The sequence below is a fragment of the Adlercreutzia mucosicola DSM 19490 genome (assembly GCF_000422625.1).
GTDB lineage: Bacteria > Actinomycetota > Coriobacteriia > Coriobacteriales > Eggerthellaceae > Adlercreutzia > Adlercreutzia mucosicola.
This window is the reverse complement of record NZ_AUGK01000006.1, coordinates 55,540-80,010: the sequence shown is the minus strand read 5'-3', so window position 1 is coordinate 80,010 and position 24,471 is coordinate 55,540. Positions and strand designations below refer to the sequence as shown.

The 24,471-nt window shown below is 64.4% G+C and carries 23 protein-coding genes and 1 riboswitch; of the genes, 9 read left to right on the top strand and 14 right to left on the bottom strand.

What is annotated here, in order from left to right; genetic code table 11:
* Positions 1-55: 55 nt before the first annotated feature.
* A complete protein-coding gene (locus G503_RS13705; protein WP_156891923.1) occupies positions 56-799 on the bottom strand; it encodes a spermidine synthase in 744 nt (247 codons plus the stop codon).
* Between G503_RS13705 and G503_RS16915 the strand changes: the two genes are divergently transcribed.
* The gene (locus G503_RS16915; RefSeq protein ID WP_328285568.1) at positions 732-1,358 is read left to right on the top strand and encodes a helix-turn-helix domain-containing protein; all 627 of its coding nucleotides are present in this window, start codon (positions 732-734) and stop codon (positions 1,356-1,358) included. The two genes, G503_RS13705 and G503_RS16915, sit on opposite strands and share 68 nt — an antisense overlap.
* Here G503_RS16915 and G503_RS13700 read toward each other — a convergent pair.
* From G503_RS13700 to frc, 4 genes are all read right to left on the bottom strand, one after another.
* Positions 1,355-1,621: a helix-turn-helix domain-containing protein gene (locus tag G503_RS13700; RefSeq protein ID WP_051190917.1), complete on the bottom strand. Its 267-nt coding sequence runs from the start codon at positions 1,619-1,621 to the stop codon at positions 1,355-1,357. The two genes, G503_RS16915 and G503_RS13700, sit on opposite strands and share 4 nt — an antisense overlap.
* A 16-nt stretch (positions 1,622-1,637) precedes the next feature.
* Entirely contained in the window at positions 1,638-2,171 is a 534-nt protein-coding gene (locus tag G503_RS0104480) for a hypothetical protein (protein ID WP_028026635.1), read from the bottom strand.
* 145 nt (positions 2,172-2,316) lie between these two features.
* A complete protein-coding gene (locus G503_RS0104470) occupies positions 2,317-3,609 on the bottom strand; it encodes a radical SAM/SPASM domain-containing protein (RefSeq protein WP_028026634.1) in 1,293 nt (430 codons plus the stop codon).
* A gap of 272 nt (positions 3,610-3,881) precedes the next feature.
* Positions 3,882-5,216, bottom strand: a complete 1,335-nt coding sequence (frc, locus tag G503_RS0104465) for a formyl-CoA transferase (RefSeq protein ID WP_028026633.1) — start codon at positions 5,214-5,216, stop codon at positions 3,882-3,884.
* A gap of 134 nt (positions 5,217-5,350) precedes the next feature.
* On the opposite strand from frc, the gene G503_RS0104460 reads away from it, so the two are divergent.
* On the top strand, positions 5,351-6,334 hold the full coding sequence (locus tag G503_RS0104460; protein WP_028026632.1) for a helix-turn-helix transcriptional regulator: 984 nt from the start codon (positions 5,351-5,353) through the stop codon (positions 6,332-6,334).
* Positions 6,335-6,534: 200 nt separating this feature from the next.
* Here the strand turns inward: G503_RS0104460 and G503_RS0104455 are convergent, their stop codons facing one another.
* The 5 genes from G503_RS0104455 to G503_RS13695 form a co-directional block, all read right to left on the bottom strand.
* Entirely contained in the window at positions 6,535-7,761 is a 1,227-nt protein-coding gene (locus G503_RS0104455) for a CaiB/BaiF CoA transferase family protein (protein WP_028026631.1), read from the bottom strand.
* A gap of 12 nt (positions 7,762-7,773) precedes the next feature.
* A complete protein-coding gene (locus G503_RS0104450) occupies positions 7,774-9,090 on the bottom strand; it encodes a CaiB/BaiF CoA transferase family protein (protein WP_028026630.1) in 1,317 nt (438 codons plus the stop codon).
* A gap of 120 nt (positions 9,091-9,210) precedes the next feature.
* Positions 9,211-10,266 (bottom strand): zinc-dependent alcohol dehydrogenase, encoded by a 1,056-nt coding sequence (locus G503_RS0104445; protein ID WP_028026629.1) that lies wholly within the window; start codon positions 10,264-10,266, stop codon positions 9,211-9,213.
* Between the two features lie 76 nt (positions 10,267-10,342).
* A complete protein-coding gene (locus G503_RS0104440; RefSeq protein ID WP_028026628.1) occupies positions 10,343-11,137 on the bottom strand; it encodes an SDR family NAD(P)-dependent oxidoreductase in 795 nt (264 codons plus the stop codon).
* A 350-nt stretch (positions 11,138-11,487) separates the two neighbouring features.
* A complete protein-coding gene (locus tag G503_RS13695; RefSeq protein ID WP_051190916.1) occupies positions 11,488-12,405 on the bottom strand; it encodes a LysR family transcriptional regulator in 918 nt (305 codons plus the stop codon).
* Positions 12,406-12,646: 241 nt separating this feature from the next.
* Here G503_RS13695 and G503_RS0104430 point away from each other — a divergent pair, with 241 nt between their 5' ends.
* A complete protein-coding gene (locus tag G503_RS0104430; RefSeq protein ID WP_028026627.1) occupies positions 12,647-13,237 on the top strand; it encodes a hypothetical protein in 591 nt (196 codons plus the stop codon).
* A gap of 13 nt (positions 13,238-13,250) precedes the next feature.
* On the opposite strand, the gene cysK is transcribed toward G503_RS0104430, so the two are convergent.
* On the bottom strand, positions 13,251-14,183 hold the full coding sequence (gene cysK / locus G503_RS0104425) for a cysteine synthase A (protein WP_028026626.1): 933 nt from the start codon (positions 14,181-14,183) through the stop codon (positions 13,251-13,253).
* Positions 14,184-14,436: 253 nt separating this feature from the next.
* Here cysK and G503_RS0104420 point away from each other — a divergent pair, with 253 nt between their 5' ends.
* Positions 14,437-15,369, top strand: a complete 933-nt coding sequence (locus G503_RS0104420; protein ID WP_028026625.1) for a LysR family transcriptional regulator — start codon at positions 14,437-14,439, stop codon at positions 15,367-15,369.
* Positions 15,370-15,410: 41 nt separating this feature from the next.
* Here G503_RS0104420 and G503_RS13690 read toward each other — a convergent pair whose 3' ends face one another.
* Positions 15,411-16,856 (bottom strand): helix-turn-helix transcriptional regulator, encoded by a 1,446-nt coding sequence (locus G503_RS13690; RefSeq protein ID WP_051190915.1) that lies wholly within the window; start codon positions 16,854-16,856, stop codon positions 15,411-15,413.
* A 336-nt stretch (positions 16,857-17,192) separates the two neighbouring features.
* Here G503_RS13690 and G503_RS0104410 point away from each other — a divergent pair, with 336 nt between their 5' ends.
* Entirely contained in the window at positions 17,193-18,812 is a 1,620-nt protein-coding gene (locus G503_RS0104410; protein ID WP_028026624.1) for an FAD-binding protein, read from the top strand.
* A 184-nt stretch (positions 18,813-18,996) separates the two neighbouring features.
* Positions 18,997-20,652: a PAS domain-containing hybrid sensor histidine kinase/response regulator gene (locus tag G503_RS13685; RefSeq protein ID WP_051190914.1), complete on the top strand. Its 1,656-nt coding sequence runs from the start codon at positions 18,997-18,999 to the stop codon at positions 20,650-20,652.
* Here the strand turns inward: G503_RS13685 and mnmA are convergent.
* Positions 20,649-21,803: a tRNA 2-thiouridine(34) synthase MnmA gene (mnmA, locus tag G503_RS0104400; protein ID WP_202095730.1), complete on the bottom strand. Its 1,155-nt coding sequence runs from the start codon at positions 21,801-21,803 to the stop codon at positions 20,649-20,651. The genes G503_RS13685 and mnmA overlap by 4 nt on opposite strands.
* A 48-nt stretch (positions 21,804-21,851) precedes the next feature.
* Positions 21,852-21,976: riboswitch (TPP riboswitch) on the top strand.
* A 49-nt stretch (positions 21,977-22,025) separates the two neighbouring features.
* Here mnmA and G503_RS0104395 point away from each other — a divergent pair.
* The 3 genes from G503_RS0104395 to G503_RS0104385 all read left to right on the top strand — a co-directional run bounded on the left by G503_RS0104395 (position 22,026) and on the right by G503_RS0104385 (position 24,103).
* Entirely contained in the window at positions 22,026-22,871 is an 846-nt protein-coding gene (locus G503_RS0104395) for a hydroxyethylthiazole kinase (RefSeq protein ID WP_035021743.1), read from the top strand.
* Positions 22,872-22,905: 34 nt separating this feature from the next.
* Entirely contained in the window at positions 22,906-23,205 is a 300-nt protein-coding gene (locus G503_RS0104390) for an MTH1187 family thiamine-binding protein (protein ID WP_028026621.1), read from the top strand.
* Positions 23,206-23,320: 115 nt separating this feature from the next.
* Positions 23,321-24,103 (top strand): ATP-binding protein, encoded by a 783-nt coding sequence (locus G503_RS0104385; protein WP_028026620.1) that lies wholly within the window; start codon positions 23,321-23,323, stop codon positions 24,101-24,103.
* On the opposite strand, the gene G503_RS15525 is transcribed toward G503_RS0104385, so the two are convergent.
* A complete protein-coding gene (locus tag G503_RS15525; protein ID WP_051190913.1) occupies positions 24,100-24,345 on the bottom strand; it encodes a PDDEXK family nuclease in 246 nt (81 codons plus the stop codon). The genes G503_RS0104385 and G503_RS15525 overlap by 4 nt on opposite strands.
* Between the last annotated feature and the right edge of the window lie 126 nt (positions 24,346-24,471).

Below are 24,471 nucleotides of genomic sequence, written 5' to 3'. Positions count from 1 at the left end.
GGGGCCATCCAGCGCGGCCCCACCCCCGAAGAAGGCGCATGCGAAAAACGACGCCTCACGCCTCCCCGTAGGGAATGACCCCCGTGAACGGATAGGCGCCGTCGGAGGCAATCACCAGGTAATTGTCGGCACCGCCGAACTGCTCGTCGGAAGCATCGATGACGACCACCGAAGCGAACTGATCGCCCAGACGCTGCACCTGGGTAAAGAGCCGGTACATGGCATCGCTCGTGAACTCCACCACGCAGTTGGCCATGAGCAGGCCGCCCGGCCGCAGCCGCGCCTTGGCCGCGGCGATACCCGCATCGCTGGCGAAGAACGCCACCGCATCGCGGCCCACGAAGGCGTCGTTGATGATCACGTCATAGCCGTCGAAACCGCGACCCCCGTCCTGAAGGAAGGTCGCGCCGTCTTCCACGAAGATGCGCAGATCGTCGCCGCGCCCTTCGGCAGCCAGACGCTGCTCCAGCCGATCCAAGAAGAAGTGATCGCGCGCCAAAGCCACCATAGCCGGGTCGATTTCCACCACATCCAGCTTCACGCCCGGATGATCCGACAACAGCTGCTTCGGATAGGCGAAGCCAGCCCCGCCGATCATGAGCACACGCTCAACGGACAGGGCCGGCTCTGCCTCGAACAGGTGGTCGAAGGCCCGCAGATAGGCGAAGGGACAGCGGTCCCAGCGCTCGTCGGTATAGGTGGCCGACTGCAGCACGCCGCCCACGCTGAGCATGCGCACTGGCGATCCCTCGCTGTCAGCCAAAGCATACAGCGTCGCCTCGCCAAAGCCTGTCGCCACCGTCTGCCGCCGTGACGCTCGCAGCCTATCCCACCATTCCGAAAGCACCGTGCTCCCTCATCCGTCTCGTCGCATCGCCAACGCGCGGCCTCATACGCCGCGGCTCTCAGGCATCGCGACAAGCCGCCCAGCCATCTCCTCGGCTAATTTTTGCCGGCCTCTGTCAAGGCGGGCGCTTTTAACTCAATTCGCTCGTTTCATTTTACAAAATGAGGGCATTTTTGTGTTAGAGAGCGATCTTTTAACATTTTGTGTGCGAACCGTCCATCGTTATCTTGCATCTTATGTCAAATTAGGCATATATCCAATGAGACATGACACTACTCTAGTGTCCATGGGTACGGAACGTACAGATTCGCGCTTGGCAGCCTTGGGGCAAACCATTCGCCAGCACCGAGAGGCACAGCACCTCTCGCAGGATCGGCTTGCCAAAATGATCAACACGAATCAAGCGTACATATGCCGCGTTGAAAATGCGCAGGTAAACCCTGGCATTACTACCATTTTCGAAATTGCGGACGCGCTGGATGTTCCCGTGTCCGATTTGATGGAGTTCTAGTCCTCGCTGGGCTTCTTTTCCGTCGCGCTGCGGGTGCGGCGACGATGCACCGGGGTATCGTCGCGCGTGAACTCAAACAGGTCGCCCGGCTGACAATCCAATTCATCACACAGCTTCATCAGGGTGGAGAAGCGAATCGCCTTCACCCGGCCCGTGCGGATACGGGAAATGTTCACGGGAGATATATCAATCCGCTCGGATAGTTCGTTGACAGACATTTTCCTGTCGGCCATCACGCGGTCGAGCCTGGAAATTATTTGCATCGGGTCATCCTCATCATCATACCGTGTCATCACTCAACTGTTGCAGCAGCGCCGCATAGCGAAACAGCGCTGAAAGCGAGTACATGATAGCAGAGAACGCCAGCATGCCGACATTAAGGTTGATGGAGTCAGTAGGATATGCATCATTAATCCCAATACTGTAGCCAACTTCGGGAATGAGGTTATAGGAAACCACCGCGGTAAAAACCGCTTCCAACAAGAAGAGCAACAAAGCCAGCAACGCAATGAGCCGAAGACGATCTGCCTGTTTCTCGGAAAACGGCGCTCTCCCTTGCGAAGCCTCAGCAAAAATGCGAACCATCGTCACCAATAACGTCGAAACAATAAGACCGTGGAAGACCACGTAAGCCAAAGGAGCAGCCCATGCCTGCCCCGCTTCATTAGAAGCTGCCACGATACCTACGACCGAAGCAATCCATGTAAATGCATAGATGACGGTCGCCGCTATGAACAAATACCGGATTGCCTTGCAAACAGCCTGCGCCTTTTGAAAGCTCTTCCTCAAATCGGATGTTTCTACTCCACCCATGTTTCTCACCCTATTCCGGTGGCCTTCGAAAGAAGGCCACCTCTCGTTCGCATCTTAGATTCCTACACGCACGCAACCAACACCATCGGGGCCCAAGCGAAAGCAAAGGTCCAGCGGCATTGCGTCTCCGAAGAACAACATGGCTTCACCTCCTTTCGGACGGTTGAGAGTCTAATAGGGCTTGAAACAGGAGTTGGTAGTAGGTCTTCATCAGCGCGCAGTAGGGATCGCGGACCCGCGCGTCTCCCGTAGCGAAGAAGGCGCGAGCGCGACATCCGCCGCCACAGAGATAGCGAATCTCGCAGGAGGCGCACGCATCCAGCTCGTCCACGCAGTCCGCGGGTGGCCGGCGTCGCGTCAGGCAGGAGCCGTCCTCCAAAAGCGAGCCGATCTTGAACGCCGGATCATGGAGCATGTGACAGGGATACACATCGCCTTCCGCCGACACACTCACCAGATCGCACCCGGCACCGCAGCCCACCGTCGTGGTCACGCCCGTGTTCACAGGGGTATCGGCCACCGCCACGGGTCGCTCACGCCCCAAATCAAGCAGCGTGCGCGCCAACTGCCGCTGCGCCTGCTCATCGGGCAGCAAGCCCGCCAGAGCCGGATCGCTGGCAGGAGCCGACAACAGGCTGAAGTTCAGCGTAGTTCCCCACTTGTCAGCCAGATCGCAGTAGGCTCGGGCATCGCCAGCGTTCTTGCCATGTAATGTCGGGATAATGTGCGCAGGGATGCCCGCCGCCTGAATACGATGCACCGCATCGACCAGCGTGTCGAACCGTCCAGTACCGCGCACCAGCGCCTCCGCGTCTCGCGCGATGCCATCGAAGGATACCGCCACCCGATCGACCCAGGGGGCCAGCGCCGCCAAGGCCTCGTCGGTCACCACAGTGCCATTGGTCAGCAGATCCACAAACCCGATCCCTGCCTCCTTCGCCGCTCGCGCCACCTCCGCCAGATCGTCGCGCAGAAACGGCTCGCCTCCGGAAATCACCAAGCGCTGTACCCCGGCGGCCGCCAAGCGTCCCACGATATCTCGCAGCGCGTCCAAGGAAAGATCGGGCCGCCCATTGCGCTCCTCTACCACCGAATAGCATCCCGCGCACCGCAAATTGCAATGGTGCGTCACATGCAAATAAGCCGCCCGCACGCCACCGCCCATAGGCTCCCCAGCAGCCCCATCGTCGTCGCCCTCCGTAGAGGCGGCCTTCGGCCCACCCGGCCCGTCCCCTTCCCCAAATGCCCCTCGCCGCAGATGCACCAGCAAATCGGCACTTACTGCGACGATCTCCTCGTCGGGAACATCCTCGGAGAACATGCGGGCGCACAACCGCGCGCCCTCCTCGGTCAGCCCGATGGCGTAGCCGTTCTCCGTGTTACCGATCATGGGAACCCCGAAGGGGCGATGCTGCACCACGTGGCCGCCGAACCTCATAGGCTCTCCTTTAACGAAGGAAATGAGTCATCATTCATTGTGCGGCATCGATATATGAAGTTTATGCATGATAAATCATAATTGGAAATCTTCTTAATGAGATTTGTTAACTATATCCTCGTCCCGCGCTCAATCCCGCTCTCCCCATCTCGCACCTCGCCGCCTCTCCTCTTGCCCGATCGCCCACCCTTCCGCATCCTCGCCTTCCCCTCCCCATAAAAAGCGGCGGTCGGAACCTGTCCGACCGCCGCTCAAACGTACGCGCAACGAAGCTACTTCTTGATCACCTGCACCGCCGGATTATGCGGCGTCACCGGCGCTTCCAGCACGCCGGCCTGGGTGTACTGTTGCACCTGATCGGCCGTATAGCCCAAGCTCTCCAGAATCTCGGCGTTGTGCTCGCCCAGATCGGGGGCGCGCCGGTAGTCCGGCTTGAAGTTCGACATCGTGAACGGCAGGCCGATGGTCTTGAACTTCCCGCGGGCGCCGCCCTGGTCGATCTCGGGGATGGTACCGTCGGTGGTCAGGTCGGGGTCGTGCTCGATCTCGTACCAGTCGAGCACCGGCCCCACCGGCACGCCGGCCGCGCCCAGCTTGTCCGTCAACTCGAACTTGTCGTACTGCTTGGTGAATTCCTCGATGATCGGGTACAGCTCCTGCTTGTGCAGCTGGCGGTTCTGCCACGGCGTGAACCGGGCGTCAGTTGCCAGCTCCGGCTTGCCGATGGCCTCGGCCAGAATCTTGAAGGCCTTGTCGGAGTTCTGCACGACGATGTACACGAAGGCGTTGGGATCGCTCTCCCAGCCCTTGGCCTTGTAGCACCAACCGATGACCTGGCCGCCCTCGGTATTCTCGGCGCGCGGGATAGCGCGGCCCCAATCGAAGTTCGGGTACACCTCATAGTGCGGCAGGGCCCCCAGGTTGTCCAGCATCAGCTGATCGCGCAGCTTGATGCGGCACAGGTTCAGCACGGCGTTCTGCATGGACTGGTACACGTAGCAGCCCTCGCCCGTGCGCTCGCGCTGCAGCAGCGCCGACAGGATGCCGATGAGGAAGTGCATACCAGTGTTGGAATCGCCCAGGGCCGCAGCGGACTGGGTGGGCACGTTGAAGTCGCCCTCGTTCCAGCCGGTAGTGGAGGCAGCGCCACCGGCCGACTGGGCCACGGGCTCGAAGGCCTTCACGTGGGCGAAGCGCGAGCCCTGGTTGAAGCCCTTGAGCGAGGCCATGATGCAGCGCGGGTTGATGGCGTGCACCTGCTCCCAGCCAAAGCCCATCTTCTCCACATCGCCCGGGCCGATGTTCTCCACGAACAGGTCGGCCTCCTTCAGCAGCTTGGTCAGAATCTCCTTGCCCTCGGGCGTCTTCACGTTCAGGGTGAGGGACTTCTTGTTGGCGTTCAGCTGAAGATAGTACAGGCTCCAGGAATCGGCGATGTCCAGCAGCTCGGTACGGGTCGGGTCGCCGCCCGGGCGCTCGATCTTGATGACCTCGGCGCCCATCCAGGCCAGAAACTGGGTGCAGGAGGGACCCGACTGAACCTCGGTCCAGTCAATCACCTTGATGCCCGCCAAGGGGGCCGTGGAATTCGCGTTTGTTGCAGTCACGGGAACACCTCACTTCTCGAAGGATTTAGAATGTGCTACGTCACTCATTCTATGAAGCCGGCCTTGGCGACCCGTTTGCCGAGCGCCTTTGTCACACAGCGGTTTGCAGACTGTGGACGGAAGGGAAGCTGCCCATGAGCGCCGAGAGCAAGAAACTGAAGCTGCTGTATTTGATGCAGCTGTTCTACGAGCAAACCGACGAGAGCCACGGCCTGACCACCCCCGAGCTCATCGAGGCTTTGGCCGAGCGCGGGGTGGATGCCGAGCGCAAGTCCATCTACCGCGACATCGAGGCCCTGCGTACCTTCGGCATGGATATCGTGAAGCTGCCCACGCGGCCCACGAGCTACGCCCTGGCCAGCCGCACCTTTACCGGCGCCGAGCTTATGCTGCTCACCAACGCCGTGCAGTCGTCGCGCTTTCTCACCCAGCGCATGGCGAACCGGCTGGTGGGCGGCATCCGCACCCTGGGCTCGCGCCACCAGGTGCGATCGCTCACCCAGTCTGTGTCGGTGGAGGGCCGGATCAAGATGCAGAACGAATCGGTGTTCCACCACGTGGACACCATTCACGAGGCCATCGACCAGCGTCGCAAGATCGCCTTCCGCTACATGAAGTACGACGCGCGCAAGCAACTTCGGGCCCAGGGCGCCGGCCGCATCTACTGCGAGACGCCGGTGCATCTCATCTACTCGGAGGGCTGCTACTACCTCATCGCCTACAACGACAAGCACGCCAGCCTGACCACCTACCGCGTCGACCGCATGCAGGGCCTGCGCATCACCGACGAGCCGGTCGTGCGCAACGAGGTCACAGCCACTTTCGACGCGGCGGCCTACAGCGCCCGCACCTTCTCCATGTACGGCGGCGACACCTGCGCGGTGGTCTTGCACGTGCAAGAATCGGTGATGAGCGCCATGATCGACCGCTTCGGGAAGGACGTGGACGTCACCGCCCTCGACGACGGCACCGCGCGGCTCTACGCTACGGTGGCCCCCAGCCCCGTCTTCTTCGGCTGGCTCGCCCAGTTCGGCCCCGCCGTGCGCATCGAGTCTCCCTCGACCCTCGCCGCCGCCTACGCCGACTACCTCCGCACCATCCTGGAAGACTACGCGTAGAGCCAGAAAGGGAGGCGGGGCGCCGGCCTCGCAAGGGCGCGCGACCCCAACGGTGGGCGGGTGCGGCCCCGGCGCTCCATATGCCTCCCTCCCGAAAACCAAACGAGAGCCCTGAAGGGCTCTCGTCCGGCCGAGTTACGGTTGGGTTAGAAACCCCGTCTCAGGGGGCTTGGCGCCAAAGGTTGCCGTGGCCGTGCCCGCTATTCGGCGGGAGCCACCGGCGCGCGGTCCTCCTCCACCCAGATGTCGTCACCCAGGCGAATAGAGCGGCTCTCCTTCAGGCGCTTGATGGTGGCATCGTCGGCGCCGACCTTCTTCAGGAACTCCTCGGTGTCGGCGCCGAGCGGCGACACCTCCTCGAAGTCGGCGATCTCCACCGGCATGCTGGAGATGTGGTGCGGCAGGCCCGTCTGCAGCACGCGGCCCACGCGGGGGAACTCCACCCAGGCCAAGGCCTCGGGGTTCTCGCGGGTGATCTGCTCCACGGCCTCGGTCTTGGAGTTCACCTTCGCGATGCAGAAGTCCTTGTCCTCCAGCCATGCCAGCCACTCGTCGGTGGTCTTGCCCTTGATGGTCTCGCGCACGATCTCGAAGGCCTCGGGGGCCTCCCACTCGCGCATAAGGCCCGTGGGCTTGATCTCGGGATGTCCGATGGCGTCGCAGAAGGGCTCCCAGAACTTCGCCTCCACCATGCCCAAAGCCAGCTTGCCGCCGTCGGCAGTCTCGTACACGTTGTAGGCCGTGGAAGGATATTCCAGATCGTTGCGCTTGCACTCGCCGTCGTTGAAGCACCAGCGGGAATCCAGCAGCGAGTTCCACCACACGAAGCAGTCGAACATGGACGTGTCGATGTAGGCGCCCTCGCCGGTCTCCTCGCGGGCATACAGGGCCGCCAGAATGGCCTGCCCCGCCACCATGCCCGAGGACAGATCGCACAGGTGCAAAGGCGAGGTGGAGCCGTGGTTCACCGACAGGTAACCGCTCTGGGCCTGCATGTTCAGATCGTGCTGGGCCTTCTTCGAACGCGGGTCGTTGGCGCCGTAGCCCGAGATAGAGCAGTAGATGATGCCCGGGTTCACCGCGCGCACATCCTCGTAGCTGATGCCCAGCTTCGCCGTCACGCCGGGACGGAAGCTCTCCACGATCACGTCGGCCTCGGCGGCCATCTTCATGAACCACTCCACCACTTCAGGGTCCTTCAGGTTCAGCGAGATGGACTTCTTGTTGCGGCCGAGCGCGGTCACGTAGTAGCTGATGCCGCCACCCATGGTGGGATAGTCGTGGCGCATGAAGTCGCCCTGGCCGGTATCTTCCACCTTGATCACGGTCGCGCCCAGATCAGCGAGCACCTGAGTGGCGTAGCCGCCGGGCAAATAGCGCGAGAAATCCAGGACGGTCAGCTTGGAAAACGGAGTCGTCTGACGCATAATTCCCCTCCCCTAGTTTCGCTTCGAATTCGGGCCGTAGCTGGGCTCGAGCACCGAGGCGGGCAACGGATCGCCATCGTATTCCAGCACGGCGCCGGCCGCGGACAAGGCGTCCACCTCGGCATCGGTGTAGCCCGCGACGTCCTTCAGGATGCGGCGGGTGTCGTAGCCGATGGGGCGGCTGCGGCGCAGCACCGGATCGCCGATGGAGGCCAGGCGGAACGGCGGCGTGGTCACGATGTACTCGTCGCCCTCGGTGAACTCGCTCGTGGGACCCTGCTTCTCGTACTTCACGCGGCGCAGCTGGTCGTTGGCGAAGGCCTCCTCGTCCTGCAGCACGTCGGCCACGGTCTGAATCTTCTCGAAGGGAATGTCGTTCTCGCGGAAGCGGCGCTCCAGCTCGGCGAAGGGGAACTTCCTGCACGCCTGGTGAATGGCGGCGTCCACCTCGGTGTACTTGCCGTTCTCCGCCAGGGCCTCCAAGGTGTTGTAGGCCGGATCGGTGTAGTACATCGGGTCCATCTCGATGGTGTCGAACACCAGCTGGCAGTACTTGTTGTAGTTGCCGAAGCACATCAGGAACCAGATGCCGTCGGCCGACACGTAGGAGTTGTTCGTGGGGCACTTGGCCTCCATGCGGTCCTTGGGATGCTTGCAGCCCTGCTGCTCGGCGATGAGCGCGCAGGTCATGCCCCAGGTGCCCGTGTGGTACAGGCTTGAGGTGACCTTGTCGCCCTGGCCGGTCTTCAGGGCACCGGCATAAGCGCCCAGGATGCCGGCGGTCAGCGCGCAGCCGGTGTTCCAGTCGCCGAAGGCGATGGGCGAGTTGCCCGGCTCGTAGTGCTCGTTGGCCTGCGGGATCGAGCTGACCACGCCAGCGCGGGCCGCGAACGAGGTGGCGTCGAAGCCCTTGGCGTCCTTCATGGGGCCGAACTCGCCGTAGCCGCGGTTCTGGGCCCACACCAGGCGGGGGAACTGCTCGTGCAGCGTCTCGTAATCCAACCCCAAACGTTTCAGGGCACCGTCGCGCAGCGAGGTGACGAAGATGTCGGCCTTCGACAGCAGCTTCAGCATCACCTCGTGGCCCTCGGCGCTCTTGCAGTCGATAGCGGTCCATTCCTTGTTGAACGAGCCGCAGTCGTAGGCCACGTCATCGAACTCGCTCTTGTAGTTCATGCCCCAGGCCATGCCCTGGGTGCGCTGCTCGTCGCCCGTGAAGGGCTCCACCTTGATCACCGTGGCGCCCATCTCGCCCAGAAGACGGCTGGCTGCAGGGCCGGCCGCGTACTGCGTGAGGTCAACGACGATGGTTCCTTCCAAACCGCTCATGAAAGCGCTCCTTTCCCACGCCCTCCCCCGTGAGAAAGGCGCACTTTACCAAGGGCCCCGGTTATAAGCCGGGGCCCCGGTGTATCTCAGTTGAAAAATGTTCCGATTGAGAGCGGAGTCTTACGGCTCCAGGATGACGCGCAGACCCTCGCCGGCGTCGATGAGCTCCATGCCCTTCTTCCAGTCGGACAGCGGCAGCACGAAGTTGGAAACGAGGCTGACGTCCAGGCCGTTGGCCAGCAGGTTCAGCGCCTGGCTCCAGTGCTTGCGCTCATAGGCGCGGGACCCGATGATGGAGATCTGACGCATGGCGATGGGGGTCATCGGGATAGACGAGGGACGCGCGGACAGGCCGGTGATGCCGATGCGACCGCCTTTGGCCACCATCTGCACCGCCTGCTCGACCACGGTGTAGTGGCCGGCGGCGTCGATGATCATGTTCGGGCCGCGACCGTCGGTCAACTCGGCCACCTTGGCGGGCACGTCCACCTCAGCGCCGTTCAGCGGGATGGCGCCCAACTGCTCGGCCACGGCCAGGCGCTTTGAATCGCTGGCCAGGCCGGAGCAGATCACCTTGTTGATGCCGTAGACCTGCTTGAGCACGGCCACGGCCAACAGACCGATGGGGCCCGGGCCCATCACCATGGCGGTCTCGCCCGGCTGGGGATGGATGCGCTCCACGGCGTTCAGGGCCACGCACAAAGGCTCGAGCAGGGCGCCCTGGACGAAGGTCACTTCGTCGGGCATGGGAATGACGTTGCTCGCGCGAATCTTCATGTACTTGGCGAAGGCGCCCGGCAGGTCGGTGCCGTAGAAGGGACGGTTGTCGCAGATGTTCACCTGGCCCTTCTCGCAGTAGGGGCAGGTGTTGTCGAACAACACCGGGTTGGCGGTCACGCGCATGCCCACCTTCAGGTTCTCGGGCGCGTTCTTGCCCACCTCGGCGATCACGCCGGAGAACTCGTGGCCGAAGATGGCCGGCCACTGGATGTTGTAGGAGTTGGCGATGGCCTCGTTCCAGCCGTAGAGCGAGTGGTCGGTGCCGCAGATGCCCACGGCCTTGATCTCCATCAGCACCTCGTCGTCGGCGATCTGGGGAATGGGAGCATCCTCCACGTACTCCCAGGCGCCGGCCTCGGGCTTGGTCATGTAAACGGCGTTCATCTTGCCTTCCATGGTATCTCCTATCGAGAGAAGTGAAATTCATACGGGCGGGGCGCCCGCAGGAGGGACGCCCCGGGGGACACAAGGGCTACTGGATGGACCAGCCGCCGTCCAAGATGAGGGTCTGGCCCGTGGTGTAGGTGGTCACCGGCGAGCAGAGGAAGTAGATGGCCTCGGCCATTTCCTCGAGCGAGCCCATCTTCACCTTGGAGGGCGTGCGACCGTAGACGTACTCCTGCTGGGCCGGGTTGTTCGCGAAGACCTGCTCCACCATGGGGGTCATCACGTAGCCCGGGGCAATGCCGTTGACCTGGATGCCGAAGGGCGCGAAGTCGATGGCCAGCGAGCGTACCATGCCCATGACCGCGGCTTTGGTGATGCAGTAGGGGGCGATGTTCTCCATAGAGGAGATGCCGCGCTGCGAGGAGATGACGACCATCTTGCCGCCGTCGGGGTTGTCCTTCATGACACGGGCCACGGCGGTACACAGGAAGAAGTTGGCCTTCAGGTTCACGGAGAAGATCTTGTCCCAGTCGGCCTCGGTCACCTCGATGGAGTTCATGCGGGGCAGGGTGATGCCGGCCGTGGACACGAGGATGTCGATGCCGCCGAACTCCTCGATGGTCTTGCTGATCATCGCCTCGACCTGCTCGGGCTTGGTACCATCGCACAGCATGCCGATAGCGTTGGCGCCGCCCTCGCGCAGCTCGGCCGCGGTGTCCAGGCAAATCTGCTCGGGGACGCCGGTGATCATCAGATTGGCGCCCGCTGCGGCGAACAGCTCGGCCGTGGCCTTGCCGATGCCGGAGCCACCACCCATGATGATGGCGGTCTTACCCGCGAGCTGCTCTTTGGGATCCTTCGAAAACCAATGCTCTGCCATAACGCAACCTCCTTGATACCCTTGAAACTACCCTTCAAGCCTTCTTATCCCCGACCGACGGCATGGCGAAAGAAACCGCAGGTCAGCTAGCGAATCGAGTTCGCCTTGGCTTCTAATCTCATTATGATGAGCGCGTCGCGTTGCGTCTAATTCGCATTAGAAAGACCATTCATAGACAGCGCAAATAAGGGGCCTCCACCTGCTTCTACGCCGACTCGACCACCCCTTTTTCCCTTGAAAGCCGCCCTCTTTCCCTTATACATAGACGCTGACAATGGAACCCCGGGCGCGCAACGCCCCAAGACCGCCCCTCGCGGCCTGAAAATAAAAAACCCACCGGCAAGGGCGGGCTACATATCATCCTCCAGCACCGGCGTGCTGCCATCCCACTCCGCAGTGCCCGTGGCGTACTCGATCAGCTGCTCGGCGGCAGAGTTGCGCGCCACGTTGCCCTTGTGCACCAGATAGATCGCGTGGTAGGGTTCGGACAGCTCTTCGATGGGAATGTTCACGAACCCGTCGCCGAACACATCGTCGAAGGTGTTCAACATGAGGGCCACGACGGACTTCTCGGCCATGACGAGCGACATGGCGCTGATCTCGTCGTTGAAGCCCTCCTTCGCTGCCACGCCCCACTTGGCGAATAGACCGTCGAGGCGCTGGTGAACATAGGATTCCGATCGGTAGGACACCACGTCGTAGTTCACCAGCTCCCTCATGGACACCGTCTCGCGCTCCGCCAGCGGATGGGACGTGTGCACCCCGATCACGAGATTCTGGGTCAACATGGGCGTGAATACCAGGTCGGGCTCGTTGGGCAACCGGCCGCAAAAGGCGATGTCCAGTTTGCCGTCGCGCAGGCCCCGTACGCATTCATAGGTGGTGCCCTGGTGGATGTCGAACACGATGCCGTCGCCGAAGGACTCGCGAAAGCCGTTCAGCAGCTGGGGCAGGAAGGTGCGCTGAATGGAAATGACCGTGCCGATGTGAATCTCGCCGATGAGCCCGCTGCTGTACAGCTTCATCAGGTTGACGGCCTTGTCCACCTCGCTGAGCGCCCGGCAGATGTGCTTGTTGAATTCGGCGCCGTAGGATGTCAGGCGCACGTTGCGCCCCACGCGCTCGAAGAGCTGCACGCCGAGCTCCCGTTCCAGGTTGCCGATCGCATTGGAAAGCGAGGGCTGGGTGATGAAAAGCTCCTTAGAGGCTTTTCCGTAATGCTCGATTTCAGCCAGCTTGCGGAAGTAGTACAGTTGAGATAGATTCATTCGCCACCCCTTCCCAACTATAAGGCTACCCCTATTATTGCATTATGGGCACTTCCGAACGGTCTTTCCAATTGAGTTTCGATGATGAGTCATAGATTGCATCTATGAAATACGGACAAAGTTGTGCGAACTGTCTATTATTCGCGCCCTCTCTTTTTCGTTGATTTGCGGCACAATAGCACGTGATCGCGAACAGAGGCGGGTCGCGCCGAGGCGGACCCCGGAAATGCAGGAGGTCCTTATGGAGGAGACGACCAAGAGTCCCACACGGACCAAGGCCACGTGGAAGCCGCGCATCGACGAGGGAGACCCCTCCTTTTTCGAGGTGCAGGATGCGACGATGGTGGCCCTGGGCGGCGCCGAGCCGGGAGGCTTCCGCGAGCCGGGCCGGGCCCCGGTGGCTGAGATGCCCTACCAGGGCCGCGACGGGCTGGCCGGGGCCCTCGGCAGCGCGCCGGTGGCGCTGCTGGAGGCCGATGAGGTGCCCGAGGGCGTGCAGATCAGCTACCGCATCGTGGGCGGCTACGACGCCAACGCCGTGGAAGTGCGCTGGGCGCTGCCCGCCGACGGGCGCGGCACCGACGGCGAGCCCCTGCAGCTGAGCTGGGTGATGTTGAAAACCTTTACGGGGCTGCAGGTGAAATACCCTCTGCCGGGCAAGCGCTGCCCGCTCGTGTTCGCCCTGGCCGACGAGGACGCCTACGTCTACTGCGACGAGCCCGTGTGCAAGGAATGTACCTTCCGCTGCAAGCAGGGCTTCGCCGTCTACGCCGCCATCGCCGGCCTCGGCATCGTGAAAGTGCCCCTATCGCCCAACGCGCGCCGGGGCTAGGCCGCGCCGATGCTCAGGAGAAGTCGAACATGGCCGTGGACAGGTAGCGCTCACCGGTGTCGGGCAGAAACACCACGATGGTCTTGCCGGCGTTCTCGGGACGCTCGGCCAGCTTCGTAGCCGCCGCCACGGCCGCGCCCGAGGAGATACCCACGAGCAGCCCGTCGCGAGCGGCCAACTCGCGGCCGGCGGCGAAGGCCTCCTCGTCGGCGATGGTCATCACCTCGTCGTAGATGGCGGTGTTCAGCGTCTCGGGCACGAACCCGGCGCCAATGCCCTGGATCCGGTGGATGCCGGCGCGACCCTCGGTGAGCACCGGCGAACCGGCCGGCTCCACGGCCACCACCTGCACGGCAGGGTTCTGGGCCTTCAGGTAAGCGCCCACGCCCGAGATGGTGCCGCCCGTGCCCACGCCGGCCACGAAGATATCCACAGTGCCGTCGGTGTCCTCCCAGATTTCCGGGCCCGTGGTGCGCTCGTGCACGGCGGGATTCGCCGGGTTGGTGAACTGGGAGGGAATGAAGGAGTTGGGAATCTCGGCGGCCAGCTCGTCGGCGCGGGCGATGGCCCCCTTCATGCCCTTGGCCCCCTCGGTCAGCACCAGCTCGGCCCCGTAGGCCTGCATGAGGTTGCGACGCTCCACCGACATGGTCTCGGGCATGGTGATGATGATGCGATTGCCGCGGGCAGCCGCCAGCGCCGCCAGGCCGATGCCGGTGTTGCCCGAGGTGGGCTCGATGAGCACCGTCTCGTCGTCGATGAGCCCGCGGTCCACGGCGTCCTCGATCATGGCCTGGGCGATGCGGTCCTTCGCCGAACCGCCGGGATTGAAGGACTCCACCTTCCCCAGCAGCGTGGCCGGCAGCTGATGGGACTGCTCGTAGTTGGTCAACTCGACGAGCGGCGTACGGCCGATCAAATCGGCAATGCTTGTGGACACGTTCATGGAAGTTCCTCCTTGATCGGATAGGGGCAGCGCGCAAACAGGCAGCGCGCCGGGTCGCCCGCGGCTCCAACAGCCGGCGAGCTGCGGTGCCCCCATCCTACCCGTCAACAAAGTCCCGTCAACCGAGGGGGCCATAGCGGTTTTCGATGGCCCCGCAAAGCCGTCCACGGGCCGCGCTATATTTTCCCCAACGCCCTGGGAGACGAGAGGGTATATAATTCCTAGAAAATTCCTAGACTTTACGGAGCATCCCATGACCTTGCAGCAGCTGCGCTATCTCATCGCCATCGCTAGCCACGGCTCCATCAGCGCCGCGGCCCACACCCTGTATGTGTCGCAATCGAGCCTGTCGGTAGCCGTGCGCGACATCGAGCGCGAGACCGGCGTCACCATCTTCGAGCGCAGCAACCGCGGCATCACGCTCACGAGCGACGGCATCGAGCTTTTGGGCTACGCGCGCCAGGTGGTGGAGCAGGCCGACCTCATGGCCCAGCGCTATTCTGGCCGCGGCGATGCGAACGCCCAGGCCCAGCGCCTCGCCATCACCTCCCAGCACTACGCCTTCGTCGTGGAGGCCTTCCTTGAACTGGCCGAGGAATACGAGGGGGACGCCTACAACTTCTCGCTGCGCGAGACCCGCACCGCCGAGGTGATCGAAGACGTGCGCGACTTCCGCAGCGATTTGGGCGTGCTGTACCTGTCGTCGTTCAACGAGAGCGTCATCGGCCACGCCTTAGAGGATGCGAACCTGTCGTTCAACCTGCTGTTCTCCGCCCAACCGCACATCTTCGTCAGCGCGAGCCACCCCTTGGCCGAGCGCACCGAGGTCACCATCGAGGATTTGGCCCCCTACCCGCGCTACGCCTTCGAGCAGGGCAACGCCAACTCGTTCTTCTACGCCGAGGAGCCCTTCGCCGAGCTGCCCCACGCCAAGCGCATCGCCGTGAGCGACCGTGGCACGTTGTCGAACCTGCTGGCGCACCACGACGGCTACACCATTTCCACCGGCGTACTCTCCAGCGAGATGCACACGGGCATTGCCAGCGTTCCTTTGGCCACCAAGGAGCTCATGCGCGTGGGCTACATCGTGCACAACGAGCGCCAGCTGTCCGATTTGGCCCAGCGCTACATCGAGAAGCTGAGCCTGTTCGTGGAGGGCTATCAGATCGGCCTAGCGGGCCTGTAGGCAGCGCCCGCAACGTATCCGAGAGCCGCCGAGCGGCCTTCTCAATCCCGCGGCTCCATATCCAGCAGGTCGAACAGCTCCTGGCGCGTGTGGATGTCGAGCTTCTGGTAGATATGGCGCACGTGGGCCTTCGCGGTGCCGTTGGCGATAACGAGCTCTCGCTCGATGATGCCCACGGTCTTATGCTGCGCCAAGAGGAGCAGTACCTCCTCTTCCCGGGCCGAGAGCTTATAGCGCCGCGCTATCTCGGCGCAACGGTCGGCCAGCTCCTGCTTGCGGGCCAAGGCCGCCGAATCGGTGCCCCCCGAGAGGAAATTCGCGCCCCAGCGGCTCGTGAGATCACGCTCCGAGAGGAGGATAGTCGTTGCCGCCACCACGGCCACCAGGGCCAGCAACGCCACGGCCATATCCCCCATCGCGCCCAGTATCTCCTGACTCTCCACCGCATCCGCCGTCATGCGCCCGAGCCACATGACCACCTGGCGCACCCCGCGCTCGATGCCGAACAGCCAGATAGCCGACACGCCGAAGCGGTAGCAGATGTTCGCCATGATGAGCATGATGATGATCGACTGGGCCGTATAGGCGCCGCTCATGCAGAAGTTCGCGGCCTGGCCCTGCACATAGCCGAACAGCGGCACGATGGTGAGGGCCACCACCACGAGCGGCAGGGCGACCCGGTATATGAGGCTGAAATCGAAGCGGCCGCCGCGCATGGCGACGCCGAGGTAGACGAGCAGCGCCACCACCACGGCCCCGGGCGCAGAATGGGGACCGAAGGGACCTTGGTACATACCGCCCTCCAGCAGGCCGTAACCGAAGGCATAGGCCGCCATGAACAGCACCGCCTTCCACGGCACCGAGAAGCGGCTCCACGATGTGGAGGGCAACTCGGCCGCAGGCAGGCTCGCAAAGGCCCGATGCGCCATCAGCAACGACGCCGCCGGCAGGAGCGCCGTCATGGCGAACAGCCACGGCAGCATAAAGCCGCGGTACACATACAGCACCAAGGCACCCGCCGCAATGGAGGCGGAGTAGTACAGGGCGACGCGCAGAGGATTCAGGCAGCTGTACAGCTCGCTCCAAATGAGAATGGCGAGGGCAATGCCGAAGCCGCCGAGCAGCGCCGAGGGCACACCCAAAGCCGAGGCCGCCTCCGCGTGCCAGCAGGAGGCGAACATCAGCACCGTGGAGGCGATCAGGGCCGCCGCGCACAGCGCGAACACGCTTCGCTTGTTGAAGAAGGGGCCGATATGGCGCGCCAGCAGCGTGCAGCCCAGGGCCGTGGCCACCATCGTCCAGTCGAACAGGTCGCGCACCGGCACGCTCGAGGCCGGAAAGCCGACGAACGAGCCCACGAAGACGATCTCGATCCAAGCGCGATACACCCCCAGCCCCAAAAAGGCCACCGGCACGCACAGCGCCGACCACGGCACGCGCCGACCGTTGTGGCGGCCGACTTCCTCTCCGTCCCGTTCGATTTCCACCGCGGCGTCCTCTCTCGCCACCGACCCGCGCTCAGCCCTCACTGCAAATCCACCCTCACTGTAGAACCTCCCTCCGCCATCGGGGAGCCCCCGACCACTCCACGATTATAGAAGATAGAATCCCGCGCTATTCCCTCATTGCGGATACTTCTGCTCATAATTGGAAAAATAGGGGGTTATACCAGGGGGTTATATACCTGATCAGAAAGGGGTTACGTTTTTTACACCCCCGAATCCCGCGACGGACGATGGGCAGGACGGCCCCGAGGCGCTAGGGTACGAGCAGCGCCCGCAATGCGATGGGGCGCAACCGGTCTATTCACTAGGAGGGAAACTATGACCACCATTTCTCGTCGCGACCTGTTCAAGTTCGGCGGCGTGGCGGCCGCCGGCGTGGCGGGTGCCAGCATGCTGGGTGCCTGCTCGCCTCAGCAGCCTACCGCGGCCACTGGCACCGGCTCCGAGAGCGCTGCCGCCGCCGACGGAACCCCGGCGTTCTTCGTGAAGCCCGAGCCCATTACCGACATCGCCGAGACGAAGGACTACGACGTCGTCGTCATCGGAGCCGGCGCCGCCGGCGTGCCCGCCGCCATCTCCGCCTTCGAGGCGGGGGCCAAGGTGGCCCTGCTGCAGAAGGAGGCCACGGCGGTCTCCCAGGGCAACACGTGCGATTCCATCATCGTCGAGGAAACGGCTCCCGGCGGCGTGGAGGCCGTGGTCTCCCTCGTCAACGCCGACTGCTGCCACCTGTCCGATCGCGAGCAGGTGCGCCTGTGGGCCTACAACTCCGGCGAGGCCCTGAAGTGGCTGTGGGGCATCGGCGAGAAGGCCGGCGCGCAGATGGTGGACTCCACCGCGAAGTGGACCGGCGCCATCAAGAACGTCAACGGCTACGACGTGTCCTACTTCGCCTTCGACTTCGGGCCGAAGCCCTACAACACCGGCGACGGCATGCGCGACATCGCCGATTGGGCCGAGCAGCAGGGCGTCGAGATCTTCTACTCCACCCCGGCCGCCCAGCTCGTGCAGAATGAATCCGGCGCCGTCACCGGCGTCATCGCCGAGGGTGCTGACGGCTACATCCAGTTCAACGCCGCCAAGGGCGTCATCGTGGCTACGGGCGACTACGAGAACGACGATGAGATGATGGCCTACTACGAGCCGGCCATGGCCAATATCTACCGCAAGGAGCAGAACAAGACCGGCGACGGCCAGAAGATGATGGTCTGGGCCGGGGCGAAGATGGAGGATGCCTGCGGCTCCAAGGTGCAGCACGACTTCGATGCAGGCCCGGGCTCCATGGCTGACATGCCCTTCCTCGCCGTGAAGAACGACGGCACGCGCTTCTGCAACGAGGCAGCCTGCGAGATGGCCGTCATGGGCAACTTCCTGCGCAGCGAGGCCGACCAGGGCTGGTACTCCCAGATCTTCGACAGCAACTATATGGCCGACACCGAGGGCTGGCCGGGCGTGGCTCTGCCGCCGGAGGCCATGGCCAGCTACATGCCCGAGGTCGAGGGCGAGAAGACCGGCGTCTACGAGAGCCTCATCAACACCTTCTCCGCCGATACCCTGGAAGAGCTCGGCGAGAAGCTGGGACTGACCGACGTGCCGACCTTCGTCGCGACCGTCGAGCGCTACAACGAGCTGGCCGAAGGCGGCGTCGACGAGGACATGGGCAAGCCCGCCCAGTTCCTGAAGGCCATCAAGCAGCCGCCGTTCTATGGCATCCATCGCCACATCGGCCTGTCCACCATCATCCACGGCGTGAATGTGAACGCCGATATGCAGGCCCTCAACGACGAGGGCGAGCCCATCGAGGGCCTCTACGCCATCGGCAACTGCGCCGGCAACTTCTTCGGAAGCCCCGACTACCCCATGACGGTGCCCGGCCTGTCCCTGGGCCGCTGCCACACCCAGGGCTACGTCGTCGGCCGCGCGGTGGCCAGCAAGTAAAACGATCCCGCACCCTCCCCTTCCAGGGGCCGCCCTCCTCCCGGGCGGCCCCTGCCCTTTTCTCCACATCGGTCGCTCGAGAGCCAGCGGACGAACATTTCGCAGATAGCGGAATTTAACCACCGTGCAACAGGGGCCGTAGTAGAATAGGGCCAACACCCGTTTCGTCGTAAAGGAACTTTCCATGGCCCCAGAGCCGGACGATAGCGCCTCCGCCCTCGCCGCGCTGGGCATCGAGGGCGTGCTCTCCCACATGCCCGGCGGCTTTTTCGTCTACCGGGCCGATGCCGACGAAGGCCTTATCTACGCTAACGAGGCCTGCTGCCGTATCTTCGGCTGCGATGACCTGTCCGCCTTCAAAAGGCTCACCGGCTTCACCTTCCCCGGCATGGTCCACCCCGACGACATCGTCCGGGTTGAGGACTCCATCGCCCGCCAGATCGCGGCCGACCAGTTCGACATGGACTACGTAGAGTACCGCATCGTGCGCTCCGACGGAGCCGTGCGCTGGATCGAGGATTACGGCCACTATGTCGAAACCAAGGCCGGCCCCCTTTTCTACGTGTTCATCAACGACGGCACCGAGAAGCACGAGCGGCATCGCAAAAAGCTCGCCTCCGTAAGCGCCGAGCTCGCCGAGGCCCACGTGCGCGAGGCAGAGCATCGTAGCATGCTGCGCGGGGCGCTGTCCCAAGCCGAAGCGGCCAATGTGGCGAAGAACGCCTTCCTCTCGAACATGAGCCACGACATCCGCACGCCGCTGAACGCCGTAGTGGGCTACGCCGAGCTCATCCGCGCGCACCTGGACGAAGCCGAGCGCGTGCGCGCCTATACCGATCGCGTGCTAGACGCTTCGCACCAGCTGCTCGATGTGGTGAACGAAACCCTGGAGATCAGCCGCATGGAGGCGGGCCATGTGCAGCTGGTAATGGCCGAGTGCTCGCTCTCCTCCGCCGTCGAGCAGGTGCGGCGCGATTTCGCCGAGACCGCGGAGCGCCGCGGCATCGCCCTGGAAGCCGACGTGTCCGGCATCGTGCACGATCGCGTTGAGGCCGACGTCGTGCGCCTCACGCATCTGCTTTCCCAACTGGTCGACAACGCCGTGAAGTACTCGCCGCCCCGTACCACCGTGCGCATCGTCGCCAGCGAGGAGCCGGGCAGCGCCGGCGGGTTCTCCACTTTCCGCCTCACCGTGGCCGACGAGGGCATCGGCATGGACGCGGCCTTCACCGACCGCATGTGCCTGCCTTTCGAACGCGAGAACAACACGACGGCCTCGGGCGTGCAGGGTACCGGCCTCGGCCTGACCATCGTGCGGAGCATCCTCGATCTCATGCAGGGCGATCTCTCCGCGGAAAGCACGCCGGGCGCAGGCTCGGTGTTCACCGTCACGCTCACGCTGCGCGTGACCCACGCCGAGGATGCGGGAGAGGCCTTCGGCCGCCGCGAGCGCACCGGCGAGGTGCGGCGCATCCTGCTCGTAGAGGACAACGAGCTGAACAGCGAGATTGCTTGCTGCCTTCTGGAGGACGCCGGCTACACGGTGGAAGTAGCGGAAAACGGGCAGGTGGCCGTCGAGCGGCTGGGCGGAGCTGCGCCGGACGCGTTCGATCTCGTGCTCATGGATATCCAGATGCCCGTGATGGACGGCTATGCGGCCGCCCGAGCCATTCGCGCGCTGCCCGACCCGCTGCGCTCCACCGTGCCCATCATCGCCGTGAGCGCGAACGCGTTTTCGGAGGATCGGAAACGCTCCCTGGAAAGCGGCATGGACGCCCATTTGGCCAAGCCCCTCGACATCCACCGGCTCGAGCGCCTCATCGCCACCGTCATCGGCTAGCAGATGGTGCCGCCGCCCACCACCACGTCGCCGTCGTAGAGCACCGCGGCCTGGCCGGGCGCGGCGGCCCGCTGGGGCTCGTCGAACACCACGCGCAGCTCATCGTCGCCCGTCTGCTCCACCGTCGCCGCCATGGGGCGCTGGCGGTAGTGTGTCTTCGCAGTCACCGCGCACGGCGCCTCGATGCGCTCGACGGCGATGAGGTTCACATCGTGGGCCGTCACCTCCCGCACCTGCACCTCGGCGGCTGTGCCCACGACGAGCTGATTGGCCGCCGCGTCTTTCGCGAACACGTAGAGCGGCTCGGGGGCAGCCACGCCGATGCCCTTGCGCTGGCCTACGGTGTAATGGATAAGCCCCTTGTGCTCGCCAAGCACCTTACCCTCCCGGCTCACGATCTCCCCCGGCTCGAAAGCTGCGCCGCACCCGCACCGCCGCCCTATGAAGGCGGCGTAGTCGCCGTCGGGCACGAAGCAAATATCCTGGCTCTCGGGCTTCTCGGCCGTTGCGAAACCGTGGGCGCGGGCGAGCTCGCGCACCTCGGGCTTGGTCAGCTCGCCCAGAGGAAAGAGCATGTGGGCGAGCGCGTCCTGGGTAAGGTGGTACAGCACGTAGCTCTGATCCTTCGCCGCATCCCGCGCCCGCAGAAGCCGCCAGCGGCGGGTTCGCGCATCCCAAGCGCGGCGAGCGTAGTGGCCCGTGGCCACAAAGCCAAGCCCCAGCTCACGGCGGCGGCGCTGGAGAGCATCGAACTTCAGGAAGCGGTTGCAATCGATGCAGGGATTGGGCGTAGTGCCCCCAAGGTAGGCGCCGCAGAACCGGTCGATGACCGCCTCGCCGAACAGCTCGCCGAAATTGAACGTGTAATGGGGCACGCCGAGACGGCGGCACACGGCCCGGGCATCTTCCACATCATCGGCCGAGCAGCACGACGAGTCGCAGTCGGGCGCTACCACATCGGCGCCGAAGAGCTTCATGGTTGCGCCCGTCACCCCATAGCCGGCCTCGCTGAGAAGCAGAGCGGCCACCGACGAGTCCACCCCGCCGCTCATCGCCATCATCACCGTGGGGCCCGCGCCCGCGGCGGCATCATCGAAAGCTCCCCCGGGAAGAGGCGCCCTACCCTGCGCCTTTGCGGGCGCATTTTCCATCCGTTCGTCCATGGCGCCATCATAGCACGGGGGCTATCGGCTATGCTGGCACCCATGCAGGGGTACGGAAGATGTCCACGGCACACCGCGGGCCTTCCGTTGAGAGGGCGGTGCCGCCCAACCCTTCGAACCTGTCAGCTAACACTGTCGTAGGGAGCATGCCCACCAGCACAAGGCGCTCCGCATACGGGCGCTTTTTTGCTTCCGGAAAGGATCGGTCCCATGACCCGGATCGCCGAAGCCGAGCAGCGCGGCCTCATGGCCGCCGCCGTGCGCGAGGTGCGTGCGGCCAACCCGCTCGCGCCCTCTATCACCAACACTGTCACCCAGAACTTCGTCGCCAACGCCCAGCTGGCCGTCGGAGGCTCGGCGGCCATGGTGTACCTGCCCGACGAGGGCGAATGCGTGGCGGCCCTCGGAGGCGCCGTCTACATCAACCTGGGCACGCTTCTGCCCGTGTACGAGGAAACCGTCCCGCGCACGGCCCGCGCCTGCGCCGAGGCGGCCAAGCCCTGGGTGCTCGACCCGGTGGGCGTCGGCATCGGCAGCCTGCGCACCGAGCTGATCCGCGCCGTGAAGGCGTGGCCTGCGGCCATCGTGCGCGGCAACGCCTCGGAGATCATCGCCGTGGCCGAGCTGTGGGGCCTCGATGCGGCCGCCGACAACGGACGCGGCCCGCGCGGCGTGGATGCCACCGACTCGGTGGAGGCCGCCCGCGCCGCCGCCGTGGCCATCGCCCGCTTCTCTGGCGGCGCCGTGGCCGTATCGGGTCCCACCGACCTCGTCACCGACGGCGCCGTCGTCGTGCGGGCCGAGGGCGGAAGCCCGCTTATGTGCTCCGTCACCGGATCGGGCTGCTCCCTCGGCGGCGTGGCGGCCGTCTACGCCTGCGTGGCCGACCCCCTCACTGCGGCACTGGCCGCCACGGCCGCCTACAACCGCGCCGGCGCCCAAGCGGCCGAGCGCTGCAGCGGCCCCGGCAGCTTCCAGGTGGCCTTCCTCGACGCGCTGGCCGCGCTTACGCCCGAAGAAGTCGCCGATGCGCCCCTCGCCTTCGAGGAAGCCTGATACCCGAACGAGACATCCCGCCGAAAGGACTTTCATGAACACCCTTGTCGCCGTTGCCATCGCGCCCTTCGGGGTGGGCGATGAGCTGGCCCCCTACGTGGCCGAAGCCGTCCGCATCATCCGCGATTCGGGGCTGCCGCACCGCACCACCTCCATGTTTACCGAGATCGAGGGGCCCTGGGACGAGGTGATGGCCGTCGTGCGCGACGCCACCATGGTCCTCGCCGACCAGGGCATCCGCACTGAGGTCATCCTGAAGGCCGATATTCGCCCTGGGCATACCGGCACCCTCACGCGCAAGGTGGAAGCCGTGGGGGAGCTGCTGGCCGAGTAGCCCCGGCACGGCGCGGCACTTCACAAGTTCGCGCCATCTGTGTGGAGGGCCTTGCGCTTTATCCTCGGGTCGCTATGATGCTTCCCCGACGAACCCGTAAAGCGAAAGGTGAACCATGCTGCGAAAGATTATCCAGATCGACGAGGAGAAGTGCATCGGCTGCCGCCTATGCGTTGATGCGTGCCACGAGGGCGCCATCGGCATGGTCGATGGCAAGGCGCGCCTTTTGCGTGACGACTACTGCGATGGCCTCGGCGACTGCCTGCCGGCCTGCCCCACCGAGGCCATCACGTTCGTGGAGCGCGAGGCGGCGCCTTACGACGAGGCGGCCGTGGAGGCCCACCTCGCGGCCCGCGCATCCGCCGAGACCTCGGCCGAGGACATCCTCGACGCCGCCGTCGTCCGCACGCCGCGTGCGGGATGCCCCGGCAGCGCCGCCCGCACCCTGGCCCCCAGCGGCTGTCCTGGCAGCGCCGCCCGTACCCTGGTTGCGCCCGATGCGACCGCAACCGCCCCGGCCGCCGATGCCCTGCCGAGCCGGCTCGCCCAGTGGCCGGCGCAGATCAAGCTCGTGCCCGTGAGCGCTCCCTACTACCAGGGACGCGGCCTGCTCATCGCCGCCGACTGCACGGCGTTCGCCTGCGCCAGCTTCCACGAGCGCTTCATGAACGGCAATGTCACCATCATCGGGTGCCCCAAGCTCGACGAGGGCAGCTACACTGACAAGCTGGCCGCCATCATCGCCGCCAACGACATCACTAAGGTCACCGTAGCCCGTATGGAAGTGCCCTGCTGCGGCGGCCTCGAGCATGCAGCAGCCGAGGCCCACGCCCGCGCGGGCAAGGACATCCCCTTCTCGGTGGTCACGTTCTCCATCACCGGCGAGGTTATCGCCTAACGGGCAGCCGCAGTGCCTTCCGCTTCCTCGGGGAAGGCCTCGTCGTAGGGCAGATCGCCCTCGCGGCGCACGAACTCATAGAGGAGCCGCTGGGTGGCCGGCAGCTCCTTCTTCTTCAGCTGGTGCTCCCACAACACGAGCACGTCCCAGCCCTGCTCCGCCAGGGCGGCCAGGTTGCGCTCGTCGCGCTCCCGGTTGCGGGCAAACTTCTCTTCCCAGTACTCGATGTTCTTCTTGGGCACCGACAGGTTGCACGCCGGGCAACGGTGCCAGAAGCACCCATGCTTTATACGATGGTAGGTGTTTCAAACGGGGAACTTCTAAAAAAAGTTCTTGCAATGTCACCAAAGGTGACATACAATAGTTAC

Coding starts and splice junctions, on each gene's coding strand:
- G503_RS16915 (WP_328285568.1), top strand. CDS start 732: ATGCGCACTGGCGATCCCTCGCTGTCAGCCAAAGCATACAGCGTCGCC.
- G503_RS13700 (WP_051190917.1), bottom strand. CDS start 1,621: ATGCAAATAATTTCCAGGCTCGACCGCGTGATGGCCGACAGGAAAATG.
- G503_RS0104480 (WP_028026635.1), bottom strand. CDS start 2,171: ATGGGTGGAGTAGAAACATCCGATTTGAGGAAGAGCTTTCAAAAGGCG.
- G503_RS0104470 (WP_028026634.1), bottom strand. CDS start 3,609: ATGAGGTTCGGCGGCCACGTGGTGCAGCATCGCCCCTTCGGGGTTCCC.
- G503_RS0104460 (WP_028026632.1), top strand. CDS start 5,351: ATGAGCGCCGAGAGCAAGAAACTGAAGCTGCTGTATTTGATGCAGCTG.
- G503_RS0104455 (WP_028026631.1), bottom strand. CDS start 7,761: ATGCGTCAGACGACTCCGTTTTCCAAGCTGACCGTCCTGGATTTCTCG.
- G503_RS0104450 (WP_028026630.1), bottom strand. CDS start 9,090: ATGAGCGGTTTGGAAGGAACCATCGTCGTTGACCTCACGCAGTACGCG.
- G503_RS0104445 (WP_028026629.1), bottom strand. CDS start 10,266: ATGGAAGGCAAGATGAACGCCGTTTACATGACCAAGCCCGAGGCCGGC.
- G503_RS0104440 (WP_028026628.1), bottom strand. CDS start 11,137: ATGGCAGAGCATTGGTTTTCGAAGGATCCCAAAGAGCAGCTCGCGGGT.
- G503_RS13695 (WP_051190916.1), bottom strand. CDS start 12,405: ATGAATCTATCTCAACTGTACTACTTCCGCAAGCTGGCTGAAATCGAG.
- G503_RS0104430 (WP_028026627.1), top strand. CDS start 12,647: ATGGAGGAGACGACCAAGAGTCCCACACGGACCAAGGCCACGTGGAAG.
- cysK (WP_028026626.1), bottom strand. CDS start 14,183: ATGAACGTGTCCACAAGCATTGCCGATTTGATCGGCCGTACGCCGCTC.
- G503_RS0104420 (WP_028026625.1), top strand. CDS start 14,437: ATGACCTTGCAGCAGCTGCGCTATCTCATCGCCATCGCTAGCCACGGC.
- G503_RS0104410 (WP_028026624.1), top strand. CDS start 17,193: ATGACCACCATTTCTCGTCGCGACCTGTTCAAGTTCGGCGGCGTGGCG.
- G503_RS13685 (WP_051190914.1), top strand. CDS start 18,997: ATGGCCCCAGAGCCGGACGATAGCGCCTCCGCCCTCGCCGCGCTGGGC.
- mnmA (WP_202095730.1), bottom strand. CDS start 21,803: ATGGAAAATGCGCCCGCAAAGGCGCAGGGTAGGGCGCCTCTTCCCGGG.
- G503_RS0104395 (WP_035021743.1), top strand. CDS start 22,026: ATGACCCGGATCGCCGAAGCCGAGCAGCGCGGCCTCATGGCCGCCGCC.
- G503_RS0104390 (WP_028026621.1), top strand. CDS start 22,906: ATGAACACCCTTGTCGCCGTTGCCATCGCGCCCTTCGGGGTGGGCGAT.
- G503_RS0104385 (WP_028026620.1), top strand. CDS start 23,321: ATGCTGCGAAAGATTATCCAGATCGACGAGGAGAAGTGCATCGGCTGC.